Source organism: Streptomyces sp. O3, assembly GCF_054788135.1.
Genome location: NZ_JBTVYK010000002.1, coordinates 119,715 through 135,521, shown reverse-complemented (window position 1 = coordinate 135,521; position 15,807 = coordinate 119,715). Strand labels below are relative to the sequence as shown.

Here is a 15,807-nt window from a genome sequence, read left to right as displayed (position 1 = left end):
ATCACTCCTCTTGGCTGTCGAATTTATTCGACTCTTCACATATCTTGACCCGCATTTTCCTCTTCCCCATGCTGGGAGCGCTCCCACTGGTTCAAGGCTTGATATACCCCCCATCCCTCCGAGCCGCGAGGAGACTCAAGCCCATGTCGCCAGGAACGACACGCCGCAGCAGCGGCCGACGGCGTACGCGCAGGTTATGGACGGCCCTGGCCGCCGTTCTCTCGCTCCCGCTGGGCATGGCCGTCGTCGGCGGCACCCCGGCGCAGGCCGCGGCCGTACAGTGCGGGGTCGACTACACGGTCAACGACTGGGGCTCCGGCTTCACCGCCGAGCTCACTCTCACCAACCGGGGCGCCGACCCGATCGACGGCTGGACCCTGGGCTACGCCTACTCGGGCGACCAGCGACTCACCAACGGCTGGAGCGGGACCTGGACGCAGGACGGACAGTCGGTCACCGTCCAGAACGCGCCCTGGAACGCCGAGATCGCGCCGGGCGACGCCGTCTCCGCCGGAGCGCAGTTCACCTACAGCGGCGCCAACGCCGCGCCCACCGAGTTCACCGTCAACGGCACGGTCTGCGGCGGCGCCCACCCGCCCCCGGTCACCGTGCTGACCAGCCCCGACGCGGGCGAGGTCTTCACCGAGGGCGACACCGTGCCGATGGCCGCGACGGCGGCGGCCGCGGACGGCGCGCGCGTCGAGAAGGTCGAGTTCTACGACGACACGACGCTGCTCGGCACCGACACCAGCGCGCCGTACACGCTCGACGTGGACGGCCTGGCGGCCGGAGCGCACTCGCTGTACGCGCGGGCCACCGACAGCGCCGGCGCGTCCGGCGAGTCCGCCCCCGTCGGCATCACGGTGACCGGCGGCCCGGCCCTGGTCGCCTCCCCCGCGCAACTCTCCGTCGTCCAGGGCGAGTCCGCGGCCTTCGGCGTGCGGCTGTCGACCGAGCCGTCCTCGGACGTCACCGTGAGCACGGCGCGTACGGCGGGCAACTCCGGCCTGTCGGTGACCGACGGGGCGAGCCTGACCTTCACCCCGTCGAACTGGGACACCGCCCAGCGCGTGACGGTCACCGCCGACGCGTCGGGCACCGGGGCCGCGACCTTCACCGCGTCCGCGCCCGGCCACACCGAGGCCGAGGTCACCGTCACCCAGCTCGCCGAGTCCAAGGAGTACGACGCCCGGTTCCTCGACCTCTACGGGAAGATCACCGACCCGGCGAACGGCTACTTCTCGCCGGAGGGCATCCCGTACCACTCGGTCGAGACGCTGATCGTCGAGGCTCCCGACCACGGCCACCAGACGACGTCGGAGGCGTACAGCTATCTGATCTGGCTCCAGGCCAGATACGGCAAGATCACCGGCGACTGGAGCAGGTTCAACGGCGCGTGGGACACCATGGAGACGTACATGATCCCCACGGCCGCCGACCAGCCGACGAACTCCTTCTACCACGCGTCCGATCCCGCCACCTACGCACCCGAGCTGGACGAACCGGCGCAGTACCCGGCCCCGCTCGACCCCGGCGTCGCCGCGGGCGCGGACCCGATCGCGGCCGAGCTGAGGAGCGCCTACGGCACGGACGACGTCTACGGCATGCACTGGCTCCAGGACGTGGACAACGTCTACGGCTACGGCAACGCGCCCGGTGAGTGCCAGGCGGGCCCGACGGCCGAGGGACCCTCGTACGTGAACACCTTCCAGCGCGGCTCGCAGGAGTCCGTATGGGAGACCGTCACCCACCCGACCTGCGATAACTTCACCTACGGCGGCGACAACGGCTATCTCGACCTGTTCACCGGGGACGCCGCGTACGCCAAGCAGTGGAAGTTCACCAACGCCCCGGACGCCGACGCCCGCGCCGTGCAGGCCGCCTACTGGGCGGACCTGTGGGCCAAGGAGCAGGGCAAGGGAGGCGAGGTCGCGGCGACCGTCGGCAAGGCCGCGAAGATGGGCGACTATCTGCGCTACGCCATGTTCGACAAGTACTTCAAGAAGATCGGCGACTGTGTGGGCCCGTCCGCCTGCCCCGCGGGCAGCGGCAAGGACAGCGCGCACTATCTGCTGTCCTGGTACTACGCCTGGGGCGGCGCCCTGGACAGCTCGGCGGGCTGGGCCTGGCGGATCGGCTCCAGCCACGCCCACGGCGGCTACCAGAACCCGATGGCCGCCTACGCCCTGAGCTCGTACGACGCCCTCAAGCCCGGATCGGCGACGGGGCGGGACGACTGGGCCAGGAGCCTGGACCGGCAGCTTGAGTTCTACACCTGGCTGCAGTCCGACGAGGGCGCCATCGCGGGCGGCGCGACCAACAGCTGGCAGGGCCGCTACGCCCAGCCGCCCGCCGGTACCCCGACCTTCTACGGCATGTACTACGACGAGAAGCCCGTGTACCACGACCCGCCGTCCAACCAGTGGTTCGGCTTCCAGGCGTGGTCCATGGAGCGGGTCGCCGAGTACTACCACGAGACGGGGGACGCGGACGCCAAGCGGGTGCTCGACAAGTGGGCCGACTGGGCGCTGTCCGAGACCACCGTCAACCCGGACGGCACCTACCGCATCCCCGCGACCCTCCAGTGGTCGGGCGCCCCCGACACCTGGAACCCGTCACGTCCCGGCGACAACGCGGGACTCCACGTGGCCGTCACCGACTACACCGACGACGTGGGCGTGGCCGGTGCGTACGCCAGGACGTTGACGTACTACGCCGCGAAGTCCGGTGACGCGGAGGCGAAGTCGACGGCCAAGGCGCTGCTCGACGGCATGTGGGAGCACCATCAGGACGCGCTGGGCATCGCGGTCCCGGAGACCCGCGCCGACTATGAGCGCTTCGACGACGCGGTGTACGTGCCGAGCGGCTGGAGCGGCGTGATGCCGAACGGCGACGCGATCGACGAGGGCTCGACGTTCTCCTCGATCCGCTCGTTCTACGAGGACGACCCGGCCTGGCCGAAGGTCGAGGCCTATCTCGACGGCGGCGCGGCGCCCGTCTTCACGTACCACCGGTTCTGGGCGCAGGCCGATATCGCCCTCGCCCTGGGGGCGTACGGCGAGCTCCTCGAATAGCCGGTCCCGTACGGCGGCCCCGTGGCGGCCGGGCCGGGCGGGCCTCTCCCCAGGCCCGCCCGGCCCTCGCCCGTACCGATCCGATCCGCACCCCTTCTCCTCTGAACTCCCTCTCCTCTGAACCGCTTCCCTGGAGCACTTCTCATGCGTCCTGCTGTCCCCCGCGCGCCCAGAGCGCGCGCCCTGCCCGCGCTGGTCGGCCTGCTCGCCGGGCTGCTGCTCGGCGGCCCGCCGGCGGCCGCCGACCCCGACGCCCGTACCGCACCGGCACCGGCACCGGCACCGTCGTATGCCATGGAGGCGTACGACTGGAAGAACGTCCGCGTCGACGGCGGCGGCTTCGTCCCCGGCATCGTCTTCAACCGCGGCGAACGGAATCTCGCCTACGCCCGCACCGACATCGGCGGCGCCTACCGCTGGCAGCAGTCCAGCAAGACCTGGAAGCCGCTGCTCGACTCGGTCGGCTGGGACGACTGGGGGCACACCGGCGTGGCGAGCCTGGCCGCCGACTCCGTCGACCCGGACCGGGTGTACGCGGCCGTCGGCACGTACACCAACGACTGGGATCCGGGCAACGGCGCGATCCTGCGCTCGGCGGACCGGGGCGAGACCTGGCGGAAGACCGACCTGCCCTTCAAGCTCGGCGGCAACATGCCGGGGCGCGGCATGGGCGAGCGGCTCGCCGTCGACCCGCACGACAACCGCGTGCTGTATCTGGGCGCGCCCAGCGGCCACGGACTGTGGCGCTCCACGGACGCGGGCATCACCTGGTCGGAGGTGACCGCGTTCCCCAACCCCGGTGACTACGTCCCGGATCCGGACGACTCGAGCGGCTATCTCTCCGACCGGCTGGGGGTCGTCTGGGTCGCCTTCGACGAGTCCACCGGCTCACGCGGCCGGGCGGCCCAGACGATCTACGCCGGGGTCGCCGACAAGGAGAACGCGCTGTACCGGTCGACGGACGGCGGCGCCAGCTGGTCCAGGATCGCCCGCCAGCCCACCGGCTACCTCCCGCACAAGGGCGTACTCGACGCCGAGAACGGCTATCTGTACGTCGCCTACAGCGACACAGGCGGCCCCTACGACGGCGGCAAAGGTCAGGTGTGGCGGTACTCGACCAAGAACGGGCAGTGGACGGACATCAGCCCGGTCGCCGAGTCCGACACGTACTTCGGCTACAGCGGACTCAGCGTCGACCGGCGGAATCCGGGCACGGTCATGGTGACCGGCTACAGCTCGTGGTGGCCCGACACGCAGATCTTCCGTTCCACGGACAGCGGGCGGAACTGGACGTCCGCCTGGGAGTTCGCCGCGAACGGGAACCGCGCCAACCGCTACACCCTGGACGTCTCGTCCGTGCCGTGGCTGTCCTGGGGAGCGAACCCGCAGCCGCCGGAGCAGTCGCCCAAGCTGGGCTGGATGACCGAGGCGCTGGAGATCGACCCGTTCGACTCGGACCGCATGATGTACGGCACGGGCGTCACGATCTACGGCACGGAGAACCTCACCGACTGGGACGACAGCGGGGGGAAGTTCACCGTCAGGCCGATGGTCGAGGGCCTGGAGGAGACCGCCGTGCACGATCTCGCCGCTCCCCCGTCCGGCGCGCCGCTGCTGAGCGCGCTCGGTGACATCGGCGGCTTCCGGCACACGGACCTCACCGAGGTGCCCGCGCTGATGCACACCACGCCGAACTTCGACACCACCACCAGCCTGGACTTCGCCGAGCGCCGCCCGGACCTGGTGGTCCGCGTCGGCGACGGCGGCTCCGCGCCCCGTGTCGCGTTCTCCACGAACAACGGCGCCAGCTGGTGGGGCGGCCAGGAGCCGCCCGGAGTGACCGGCGGCGGCACGGTCGCCATGGCGGCGGACGGCAGCCGTACCGTCTGGAGCCCGCGGGGCGCGGGGGTGCACGTCTCGTCCTGGTTCGGCTCGTGGACCGCGTCGACCGGCATCCCGGACGGCGCGACCGTCGAGGCCGACCGGGCCGACCCGCGCAGGTTCTACGGCTTCAAGTCCGGGACGTTCTACGTCAGCACGGACGGCGGCGCGAGCTTCACGGCCCGGGCCTCCGGTCTGCCCGCCGAGGGCCCCGTCCGGTTCCAGGCGGTACCCGGCGAGCGGGGCGAGATCTGGCTCGCGGGCGGCGAGCCGGACGGCGCGTACGGCCTGTGGCACTCGACGGACGGCGGCGCCAGCTTCGCCAGGGTGCCGGGGGTCGAGGAGGCCGACGTCATCGGCTTCGGCAAGGCCGCGCCCGGCGCGTCGTACCAGACGCTCTACGCCAGCGCGAAGATCGGCGGCACGCGGGGGATCTTCCGCTCCACGGACGCGGGCGCGAGCTGGACGCGGATCAACGACGACGCGCACCAGTGGGGCTGGACGGGCGCGGCGATCACCGGTGACCCGCGGGTGTACGGCAGGGTGTACGTCTCCACCAACGGCCGCGGCATCGTCTACGGCGACGTGGCGGCACGCTAGAGAAAGACGCCCTCCTGGGGCGTGTTCCGGTTCGCCGGACGGACCCTGGCCGCGCCGGAGGCCGGGGTCCGCGTCGGTCGGCTGGTCGGCCGACGCGCCGCCCTGAGCTGCGCTCGGTAGAGTCGTATGTGATCATGCCGCGTACGCAGGAGGCCGAGGGAGCATGGCGGTCGACGAGCTGGACACCCGGATTCTGCGGTTGCTGCTGGAGCAGCCGCGCACCAGCGTGCGCGAGTACGCGCGCGTCCTGGGGATCGCGCGCGGCACCCTCCAGGCGCGGCTCGACCGGCTGGAGCGGGATGGGGTGATCACCGGCACGGCCGTGTCCCTGTCACCCGCCGCGCTCGGCCACCCGGTTCTGGGGTTCGTCCATGTCGAGGTCACCCAGGGGCATCTCGACGAGGTGGGGGACGCGCTCGCCGGGGTGCCCGAGATCATCGAGGCCTTCTCGATCACCGGTGGCGGCGACCTGCTGACACGGGTGGCGGCGCGGGACAACGCCCATCTCGAGGATGTGATCCAGCAGCTGATCAATCTGCCCGGTGTGGTGCGCACCCGCACCGAGGTGGTCCTGCGCGAACGGGTGCCGCACCGGCTGCTGCCCTTGGTGGAGGCGGTCGGCCGGACGGCCGCCGGTGAGCGAAGGCGGTGAGGCTCGGTCGGACCGTGCGGGCCGTCGCTTGTAGAAACCTCCGAAAGACCAGTGACGACCTGCGGGGTTCTTCAGGGGTTCACCCCCTGGCTGATTCCGTGCCACGGGCTGTGTACTCCTCAACAGAAAAGGCAGCGACAGCACGATCAGTCCGGCTACATCCAGGGCGTCCCCACCCGCCCGCCTAAGGAGCGACCATGACCACGCACACCCAGGAACCGAGCGTCCAGGACCTGGAGCGCACCTGGACCGACCGGGTGATCAGGCTGGCCACCGAGAGCGTGGCGAACGGCGGCGGTCCGTTCGGCGCGCTGATCGCCAAGGACGGCGAGGTCGTCGCCCTCGGCAACAACCAGGTGACCGCGACCCTGGACCCGACGGCGCACGCCGAGGTGAGCGCGATGCGTGCCGCCTGCAAGGAGCTGGGCACCTTCTCGCTCGCGGGCTGCGTCCTGGTCACGTCCTGCGAGCCGTGCCCGATGTGCCTGTCCTCCGCGCTGTGGGCGCGCGTCGACCGGATCGTCTACTGCGCCGACCGGGACGACGCCGCGGTGGCCGGTTTCGACGACCGCAAGTTCTACGACCTGTTCGAGAAGCGGCCCCAGTCGGCGTGGCCCGCGACGATCGAGCAGCTGGTCCTGCCGAACCGTACGGCCCCGTTCGACGCCTGGCTGGCCAAGTCCGACCGCGTCGACTACTGAGCGTCCGGCGCACCGCGCACGACCGCCGCCCCCTCTGCCGGAAGGAATCCGGCGGAGGGGGCGGCGGTCGTATGGGGCGCGCGTCCCGGCTGGCGCGTCAGCCAGCCGGGCGGCCGCGTCAGCGAGCCAGGCGGCCGCGTCAGCCGAGCGTCGCGAGCGCCTGGTTGAGCGTCGCCGAAGGCCGCATCACGGTCTCGGCCTTGGCCGCGTCGGGCTGGTAGTAGCCGCCGATGTCGGCCGGCGAGCCCTGTACGGCGAGCAGCTCGCCGACGATGGTCTGCTCCTGCTCGGCCAGCGTCTTGGCGAGCGGGGCGAAGGCCTCGGCGAGCTGTGCGTCGTCGGTCTGCTTGGCCAGCTCCTGGGCCCAGTAGAGGGCCAGGTAGAAGTGGCTGCCGCGGTTGTCGATGCCGCCGACGCGACGGGTGGGCGACTTGTTCTCGTTGAGGAAGGTCGCGGTGCCCCGGTCGAGGGTGTCGGCGAGCACCTGGGCGCGCGCGTTGCCCGTGCTCTGCGCCAGGTGCTCGAAGCTGGCCGCGAGCGCGAAGAACTCGCCCAGGCTGTCCCAGCGCAGGTAGTTCTCCTTGACCAGCTGCTGGACGTGCTTCGGCGCGGAGCCGCCGGCGCCCGTCTCGAAGAGGCCGCCGCCGTTCATCAGCGGCACGATCGAGAGCATCTTGGCGCTGGTGCCCAGCTCCAGGATCGGGAACAGGTCGGTCAGGTAGTCGCGCAGGACGTTGCCGGTGACCGAGATGGTGTCCTCGCCGCGGCGGATGCGCTCCAGGGAGAACTTGGTCGCCTCGACCGGCGACATGATCTCGATCCGCAGACCCTCGGTGTCGTGCTCGGCGAGGTACGTCTTGACCTTGGCGATGAGCTGCGCGTCGTGCGCGCGGGTCTCGTCGAGCCAGAACACGGCCGGGGCGCCGGTGGCGCGGGCGCGGGTGACGGCGAGCTTGACCCAGTCGCGAATGGGCGCGTCCTTGGCCTGGCACATGCGGAAGATGTCGCCGACGGCCACGTCCTGCTCCAGGACGACGTTGCCCGCGCCGTCCACGGCGCGGACGGTGCCCGCGGCGGGGATCTCGAAGGTCTTGTCGTGGCTGCCGTACTCCTCGGCCTTCTGCGCCATCAGGCCGACGTTCGGGACGGAGCCCATGGTCGCCGGGTCGAAGGCGCCGTTGGCGCGGCAGTCCTCGATGACGGCCTGGTAGACACCGGCGTAGCTGCTGTCCGGGAGGACCGCGAGGGTGTCGGCCTCTTCGCCGTTCACGCCCCACATGTGTCCCGAGGTGCGGATCATGGCGGGCATGGAGGCGTCCACGATGACGTCGCTCGGCACATGCAGGTTGGTGATGCCGCGGTCGGAGTCGACCATCGCCAGCTCCGGGCCCTCGGCGATCTCGGCCTCGAAGGACTGCTTGATCGCGGCGCCGTCGGGCAGCGCCTCGACACCGGCGAGGAGGGCGCCGAGGCCGTCGTTGGGGCTCAGCCCCGCGGCCGCGAGGGTCTCGCCGTACTGGGCGAACGTCTTCGGGAAGAAGGCGCGCACCACGTGGCCGAAGATGATCGGGTCGGAGACCTTCATCATGGTGGCCTTGAGGTGCACCGAGAACAGCACGCCGTCGGCCTTGGCGCGGGCGATCTGCGCGGTGAGGAACTCGCGCAGCGCCGCGGCCCGGAGCACCGCCGCGTCCACGACCTCACCGGCGATGACGGGAACCGACTCGCGCAGCACGGTGGTGGTGCCGTCGGCGGCGGCGAGCTCGATGCGCAGCGCGCCGTCCTCGGGGATGGTCACGGACTTCTCGGTGGAGCGGAAGTCGTCGACGCCCATGGTCGCGACGTTCGTCTTGGACTCGGCCGTCCAGGCGCCCATGCTGTGCGGGTGCGCCTTGGCGTAGTTCTTGACCGACGCGGGGGCGCGGCGGTCGGAGTTGCCCTCGCGCAGGACCGGGTTCACGGCGCTGCCCTTGACCTTGTCGTAGCGCGCGCGGACGTCCTTGTCCTCGTCGGTCTTCGGGTCGTCCGGGTAGTCCGGCAGGGCGTATCCCTGCTCCTGAAGCTCGGCGATGGCCGCCTTCAGCTGCGGGATCGACGCCGAGATGTTGGGCAGCTTGATGATGTTCGCGCCGGGGGTCTTGGCCAGCTCGCCGAGCTCGGCGAGCGCGTCGTCGATGCGCTGGTCCTCGGTCAGGCGCTCGGGGAAGCTGGCGATGATCCGGCCCGCGAGGGAGATGTCACGGGTCTCCACGCCGACCCCGGCCGTCGAGGCGTAGGCCTGGACGACGGGCAAGAACGAATACGTCGCCAGGGCCGGGGCCTCGTCAGTGTGCGTATAGATGATGGTCGAGTCAGTCACCGTGTGCTCCGCTCCACGTCTCCACGTCTCTGCAACATTGCTCGACATCAAGATATCTCGTGATCGACGCGGGATCACGCGAGGGGCTTGTTGAAGAGATGAATCACTGCTTCACTTCTTGTATGCCCTATCGACGCACCCCGGCGGTGCAGGCCCGGCTCGACGCCCAGCGCGTACTCGTCCTGGACGCGGCCGTCGAGCTGCTCGCCGAGCGGGGGTACGCGGGCTGCACGATGTCGGCCGTGGCCGAGCGCGCGGGCCTGGCGACCGGCAGCCTGTACCGGCACTTCCCCGGCAAGTCCGCGCTCGCGGTCGAGTTGTTCCAGACCGTGGTGTCCCGCGAGGTGGCAGCGGTGTCCGAGGCCGCGCACGGCCGCGACGACCTGGTCCACGCGATCGTCGCGGCCGTCGAGACCTTCGCCGGCCGGGCGCTCAAAGCGCCGCGCCTGGCGTACGCGCTGCTCGCCGAGCCCGCGGACGCCGCCGTGGACGCGGAGCGCCTGGTGTTCCGGCGCGCCTTCCGCGATGTGTTCGCCGAGCGCGTCGCCGCGGGCGTGGCGCGCGGGGTGCTGCCCCCGCAGGACGCTTCGCTGACCGCCGCCGCGCTGGTCGGCGCGGTCGCGGAGGCGCTGATCGGGCCGCTGTCCGACCCCGCCGCCGGGCCGGACACCGTATCCGCCCTGGTCACCTTCACCATCCGAGCCCTGGGAGTCACCGATGCCAGCGACGCATGAAGTCACCAACCAGGTACCCCCGCTTGCCGGGTACGACGTCGCCAACGACCCGGCCCTCCTGGACGGCCTGCGCCGTGAGGGCGCCGCCTGGGCCGAGGCCGAGCTGCACGAGCTGGGCCTGCGGGCGGGCGGCGAACAGGCCCAGGAGTGGGCCAGGGCGGTGGAGAAGAACCCTCCGGTACTGCACACCCATGACCGCTACGGCCACCGGATCGACGAGGTCGAGTTCCACCCGTACTGGCACGACCTGATGACCGTCGCCGTGGAGCACGGCCTGCACGGCGCGCCCTGGCGGCAGGACCGTGAGGGCGCGCATGTGGCCAGGGCCGCGAAGGTGTACGTGTGGGGCCAGACCGACCCCGGACACCTGTGCCCGATCTCGATGACCTACGCGGCCGTGCCCGCGCTGCGCGCCGAGCCCGAGCTGGCCGGGATCTACGAACCGCTGCTGACCTCGCACACGTACGACTACGGCCTGCGGGTGCCCACCGCCAAGCGCGGACTCATCGCGGGCATGTCGATGACCGAGAAGCAGGGCGGCTCGGACGTACGCGCCAACACCACGCGCGCCGTGCCCGCCGGCGACGGGATGTACGCGCTGACCGGCCACAAGTGGTTCACCTCCGCGCCGATGTCGGATGTGTTCCTCACCCTCGCGCAGGCGCCCGGCGGCCTGTCCTGCTTCCTGGTGCCGCGCGTACTGCCGGACGGCGCCCGCAACGCGATCCGGCTACAGCGCCTCAAGGACAAGCTCGGCAACCGCTCCAACGCCTCGTCCGAGATCGAGTACGAGGGGGCTCTCGGCCAGCTGGTCGGCGAGGAGGGCCGGGGCGTGGCCACCATCATCCAGATGGTGAACATGACGCGCCTGGACTGCGCGGTGAGCTCCGCGGCCGGGATGCGGCAGGGCGTCGTGCAGGCGGTGCACCACGCCACATACCGCAGCGCCTTCGGCGACCGGCTGGTCGACCAGCCGCTGATGACGAACGTCCTGGCCGACCTGGCCGTCGAGGCCGAGGCGGCGGCGGTGGTCGGCATGCGGCTGGCCGGGGCCGTCGACCGGGCGACGGCGGGCGACGAGGCGGAGGAGCTGCTGCGCCGGATCGGGCTCGCGGTCAGCAAGTACTGGGTGTGCAAGCGGGCGCCCGCGCACGCGGCGGAGGCGCTGGAGTGCCTCGGCGGCAACGGCTATGTCGAGGACTCGGGGCTGCCCCGGCTGTACCGCGAGTCGCCGCTGCCCTCCATCTGGGAGGGATCGGGCAATGTCGCCGCGCTGGACGTGCTGCGGGCGATGGGCAAGCAGCCGCGGACCGTGGACGCGTTCTTCACCGAGGTCGAGCGGGCCGCGGGCGCCGACCGCCGCCTGGACGCGGCCGTCGCGCGGCTGCGCAAGGAGCTCACGGACCTGGACCAGGCGCAGTACCGGGCGCGCCGGACCGTGGAGTCGATGGCGCTGCTGCTCCAGGGCTCGCTGCTGGTGCGGTACGGCCACCCGGCGGTCGCGGACGCGTTCTGCGCGTCCCGCCTCGACGGCGACTGGGGCGTCGCGTTCGGCACCCTGCCCACCGGCGTGGACACGTCGACCCTCATCGAACGGGCCCGCCCGGCCGGGAACCCCCGGTGAGCCCGCACCGGGACGACGCCTCTCCGCACACGAAGGGCGGCGGCAGCGGCGGCCCCGCGCCGGGCGGCGGCCGGAGTGAGAGGCGCGGGCCGGTGCGCGAGTGCGGCGCACGAGGGTGCGGGCGGTGAGCGAGGTGGGTGGTGGTGCGGGCCCCGGTTCGGGTTCCGGCACGGGTACCGGGGCGGTGGCGGTGCGGCGGGACGGGCCGGTGACCACGGTGACGCTGCACCGGCCCGAGGTGCGCAACGCCGTGGACCGCGCCACCGCCGCCGCGCTGGCCGACGCGTTCCGGGCCTTCGACGCCGACCCGGACGCCTCAGTCGCCGTGCTGTACGGCGACGGCGGCGCCTTCTGCTCCGGCGCGGACCTGAAGGCCGTCAGCGCGGGCGCGGGCAACCGCGTCGCGCCGGACGGCGACGGCCCGATGGGCGTGTCCCGGATGCGCCTGTCCAAGCCGGTGATCGCCGCGATCTCGGGGCACGCCGTGGCGGGCGGCCTGGAGCTGGCGCTCTGGGCGGATCTGCGGGTGGCCGACGAGAGCGCGGTGTTCGGCGTGTTCTGCCGCCGCTGGGGGGTGCCGCTGATCGACGGCGGCACCGTACGGCTGCCCCGGCTGATCGGCGCCAGCGTCGCGATGGACCTGATCCTGACCGGGCGGCCGGTCGACGCGGCCGAGGCGCTGCGGATCGGACTGGCCAACCGGGTCGTACCGACCGGGCAGGCGCTGTCCGCCGCGCAGGAGCTCGCGGCGCGGCTCGCGGCGTTCCCGCAGACCTGTCTGCGACACGACCGGCTGTCGGTGCTCGAACAGGAGGGCCTGAGCGAACCGGACGCGCTCGCCGGGGAGTTCGCCCACGGCATGGCGTCGCTCGCGGCCGACACGGCGGCGGGGGCGGCGCGGTTCGCCGCGGGCACCGGGCGGCACGGCGCGTTCGACACGCCCCCGTGAGCGACCGCCCCGGTTAACCGTATCCGGTAGCGGCCCGCCCCTTTCGATACACACGTGCATCGGATACGTTCACGTATCGAAGCGTGTGCCGACGCGCGCCGAAAGGGGTGGTGAGCCATGGCGGCGCCCACGGCCCGCCGCGCCAGGACCCGGCAGCGGCTGCTCGCCGCGGCGCTCGACGTGTTCGCGGAAGAAGGCTTCGGACGCTCCACGGTCGAGAAGATCTGCGAGCGCGCCGGATACACCCGCGGCGCGTTCTACTCGAACTTCTCCTCGCTGGACGAGCTGTTCCTCGCCATGTGGGAACAGCGGTCGACCCAGCTGATCGCCGCCCTGCGCGCCGCCCTGGCCGATGTGCCCGACGCGACGCCGGACGAGGCGCTGCGGGCCGCGCTGCGCGCGATCCCCGTCGACGACGCCTGGTACCGGGTGACCGCCGAGTTCACCGCGCACGCGCTGCGCACCCCCGGCCTGCGGCGGGTGATGGCCGCACGGGAGCAAGCCATCCAGGACACCATCCTGCCGGTCGTGGCGGCCGCGCTCGGCCGGGCCGGACGCCGCGTCACCGACCCGACGGCGCTCGGGCAGGCCCTGGTCGCCGTGCACGACGGCACCTCCGTACAGGTCCTGCTCGAACCGGACAGCGACGCGGCGCGCCACCGGCGCGAGGAGCTGTTCCAGCACGTCCTGCAGTCCTACAGCACACCGATCACCGAGGAGCCGCAATGAGCGAGGACGCCGACGTCATCGTGGTGGGCGCGGGACTTGCCGGTCTCGTCGCCACCTATGAGCTGACCCGCGCCGGACGCCGGGTCCTGGTCGTGGACCAGGAGAACGAGGCCAACGTCGGCGGCCAGGCCTTCTGGTCGCTCGGCGGGCTGTTCTTCGTCAACAGCCCCGAGCAGCGCCGCGCGGGCGTCAAGGACTCCTACGAGCTCGCCCTCGCCGACTGGCTCGGCTCGGCGGGCTTCGACCGGGACCGCGAGGACCACTGGCCGCGCAAGTGGGCGCAGGCGTACGTGGACTTCGCCGCCGGTGAGAAGCGGGCCTATCTGCGCGGGCTCGGGCTGCGCCTGACGCCGATGGTCGGCTGGGCCGAGCGCGGCGGCGGCAGCGCGAGCGGACACGGCAACTCGGTGCCGCGCTTCCATCTCACCTGGGGCACGGGGCCCGAGGTCGTACGGGTCTTCCTGGAGCCGGTCATGGCCGCCGCCGAGCGCGGCCTGGTCACGTTCCGGCATCGCTGCCAGGTCGACGAGCTGATCGTCGAGGGCGGTGCGGCGGTGGGCGTGCGCGGCACCGTGCTCGCCCCGTCCGCGCGGCCGCGCGGCGTCGCCTCCTCGCGCGAGGCGGCCGGGGAGTTCGAGCTGCGCGCCCAGGCCGTGGTCGTGACCTCGGGCGGCATCGGCGGCAACCAGCAGCTGGTGCGCGAGAACTGGCCGGTCGACCGGATCGGCCCGGCGCCCCAGTCGATGATCACCGGCGTCCCCGCGCACGTCGACGGCCGGATGCTCGGGATCACCGAGAGCGCGGGCGGCTCGATCGTCAACCGGGACCGCATGTGGCACTACACCGAGGGCGTCAAGAACTGGGACCCCGTCTGGCCCGACCACGCCATCCGGATCATTCCGGGGCCGTCGTCGCTCTGGCTGGACGCGACGGGCAAGCGGCTGCCCGCGCCGCTCTTCCCCGGCCACGACACGCTCGCCACCCTGCGGCACATCGTCGGCACGGGCTACGACTACAGCTGGTTCATCCTCACCCGCGCCATCGTGGAGAAGGAGTTCGCCCTCTCCGGCTCGGAGCAGAACCCCGACATCACCGGCAAGGACGTCAAGCTGGTGCTGTCGCGCGTGAAGAAGGGCGCGCCGGGCCCGGTGCGGGACTTCCTCGACCGGGGCGAGGACTTCGTCGTCCGCCGCACCCTGGGCGAGCTGGTCGACGGGATGAACGCGATCACGCCAGGCCCCAAGCTGGACCTCGCGCAGGTCGAACGGGAGGTCGTGGCCCGCGACCGCGAGACGGGCAACCCGTACTCCAAGGACCTCCAGATGATGTCCGTCGGCAACGCCCGCGCCTACCGCCCGGACAAGCTGATGCGGGTGGCCAGGCCGCACCGGCTGCTGGACCCCGCACAGGGCCCGCTGATCGCGGTACGCCTGCACCTGCTCACCCGGAAGACGCTCGGCGGCCTGGAGACGACGCTGGACTCGCAGGTCGTACGCCCCGACGGCGCGGCCTTCGACGGGCTGTACGCGGCGGGCGAGGTGGCCGGGTTCGGCGGCGGCGGTGTGCACGGATACAACGCCCTGGAAGGCACGTTCCTCGGCGGCTGTATCTTCTCCGGGCGGGCCGCGGGGCGCGCGCTGGCCCGGCGGCTGGCGTGAGCGCCGGGCTTCCCGGCCACGGTCGTACGGCCCTGGTGACCGGCGCTTCCTCCGGCATCGGGGCGGCCGTAGCCGCCGCCCTGGTCCGGCGCGGGTACCGGGTGTACGGCACCAGCCGGGAGCCGTCGGCGGTCGCCGAGCCGGTCGCGGGTGTGGCGTATCTGGCGCTCGACCTCACCGACGAGGCGAGCATCACGTCCTGCGCCGATGCGGCGTGCGGGGGCGGGGGCACGGGCGGGGTTGACGTATTGGTCAACAACGCCGGGGAGAGCCAGAACGGCCCCTTCGAGGAACTCCCCGCCGAGGCGATCCAGCGCCTCTTCCAGCTGAACGTCTTCGGCGCCGTCCGCCTCACCCAGCTCCTGCTGCCGGGCATGCGCGCCAGGCGGCGGGGCCGCGTGATCATGGTCGGCTCGATGCTCGCCAGCTTCCCGCTGGCGTACCGCTCCTCGTATGTGGCCTCCAAGGCGGCGCTGAAGGGCTTCGCGAGCGCCGCGCGCCGCGAGGTCGCGCCGTACGGGGTCGGCGTCAGCACCGTCGAGCCCGGCGCGATCAACACGGGGATCAGCGAACGCCGTACCCAGTACATCGCCGACGACTCCCCGTTCGCCGGCGAGTACCGCACGATGCTGGCCGCGCTGAACGCCAACGAACGCGGCGGCATCGCCGCGGAGAAGGTCGCGGCGACCGTGCTGAGAGCCGTCGAGGCGCACCGCCCGAAGCCGCTGTACGCGGTGGGCAGCAACGCGCCGCTGGCGTTCGCGCTCCGGCGGCTGATCCCCCGGTCGGCCGCCGAACGCCTGGTGGCCCGCCGCCACGGCCTGCGCTGACCTCGTACGGCCGATG

At 72.2% G+C, this 15,807-nt stretch carries 11 protein-coding genes; 10 read left to right on the top strand and 1 reads right to left on the bottom strand.

Features of this window, described 5'->3' with window-relative positions; translation table 11 throughout:
• The first annotated feature begins 143 nt into the window (after nucleotides 1-143).
• The 4 genes from ACX6XY_RS01945 to ACX6XY_RS01930 all read left to right on the top strand — a co-directional run bounded on the left by ACX6XY_RS01945 (nucleotide 144) and on the right by ACX6XY_RS01930 (nucleotide 6,908).
• Entirely contained in the window at nucleotides 144-3,074 is a 2,931-nt protein-coding gene (locus ACX6XY_RS01945; protein WP_460325564.1) for a glycoside hydrolase family 48 protein, read from the top strand.
• Nucleotides 3,075-3,218: 144 nt separating this feature from the next.
• Nucleotides 3,219-5,555, top strand: coding sequence for a WD40/YVTN/BNR-like repeat-containing protein (locus ACX6XY_RS01940; protein WP_460325562.1), 2,337 nt, complete (start codon nucleotides 3,219-3,221; stop codon nucleotides 5,553-5,555).
• Nucleotides 5,556-5,718: 163 nt separating this feature from the next.
• Nucleotides 5,719-6,207: an Lrp/AsnC family transcriptional regulator gene (locus ACX6XY_RS01935; protein ID WP_460325560.1), complete on the top strand. Its 489-nt coding sequence runs from the start codon at nucleotides 5,719-5,721 to the stop codon at nucleotides 6,205-6,207.
• Nucleotides 6,208-6,404: 197 nt separating this feature from the next.
• On the top strand, nucleotides 6,405-6,908 hold the full coding sequence (locus ACX6XY_RS01930) for a nucleoside deaminase (protein ID WP_460325558.1): 504 nt from the start codon (nucleotides 6,405-6,407) through the stop codon (nucleotides 6,906-6,908).
• Nucleotides 6,909-7,047: 139 nt separating this feature from the next.
• Here ACX6XY_RS01930 and ACX6XY_RS01925 read toward each other — a convergent pair whose 3' ends face one another.
• Complete coding sequence (locus ACX6XY_RS01925; RefSeq protein WP_460325556.1) at nucleotides 7,048-9,267, bottom strand: NADP-dependent isocitrate dehydrogenase; 2,220 nt, start codon at nucleotides 9,265-9,267, stop codon at nucleotides 7,048-7,050.
• A gap of 122 nt (nucleotides 9,268-9,389) precedes the next feature.
• On the opposite strand from ACX6XY_RS01925, the gene ACX6XY_RS01920 reads away from it, so the two are divergent.
• From ACX6XY_RS01920 to ACX6XY_RS01895, 6 genes are all read left to right on the top strand, one after another.
• A complete protein-coding gene (locus ACX6XY_RS01920) occupies nucleotides 9,390-10,001 on the top strand; it encodes a TetR family transcriptional regulator (protein ID WP_460325554.1) in 612 nt (203 codons plus the stop codon).
• Entirely contained in the window at nucleotides 9,985-11,625 is a 1,641-nt protein-coding gene (locus ACX6XY_RS01915; RefSeq protein WP_460325552.1) for an acyl-CoA dehydrogenase family protein, read from the top strand. The genes ACX6XY_RS01920 and ACX6XY_RS01915 overlap by 17 nt, the downstream gene beginning before the upstream one ends.
• Nucleotides 11,626-11,758: 133 nt before the next feature.
• Nucleotides 11,759-12,574 carry a crotonase/enoyl-CoA hydratase family protein gene (locus tag ACX6XY_RS01910; protein WP_460325777.1) on the top strand — a complete coding sequence of 272 codons (816 nt, stop codon included), beginning with the start codon at nucleotides 11,759-11,761 and terminating at the stop codon, nucleotides 12,572-12,574.
• A gap of 117 nt (nucleotides 12,575-12,691) precedes the next feature.
• Nucleotides 12,692-13,303, top strand: a complete 612-nt coding sequence (locus tag ACX6XY_RS01905) for a TetR/AcrR family transcriptional regulator (protein WP_460325550.1) — start codon at nucleotides 12,692-12,694, stop codon at nucleotides 13,301-13,303.
• Complete coding sequence (locus tag ACX6XY_RS01900) at nucleotides 13,300-14,961, top strand: FAD-binding dehydrogenase (RefSeq protein ID WP_460325548.1); 1,662 nt, start codon at nucleotides 13,300-13,302, stop codon at nucleotides 14,959-14,961. The genes ACX6XY_RS01905 and ACX6XY_RS01900 overlap by 4 nt, the downstream gene beginning before the upstream one ends.
• Nucleotides 14,958-15,791: an SDR family oxidoreductase gene (locus ACX6XY_RS01895; RefSeq protein ID WP_460325546.1), complete on the top strand. Its 834-nt coding sequence runs from the start codon at nucleotides 14,958-14,960 to the stop codon at nucleotides 15,789-15,791. The genes ACX6XY_RS01900 and ACX6XY_RS01895 overlap by 4 nt, the downstream gene beginning before the upstream one ends.
• Nucleotides 15,792-15,807 lie beyond the last annotated feature (16 nt).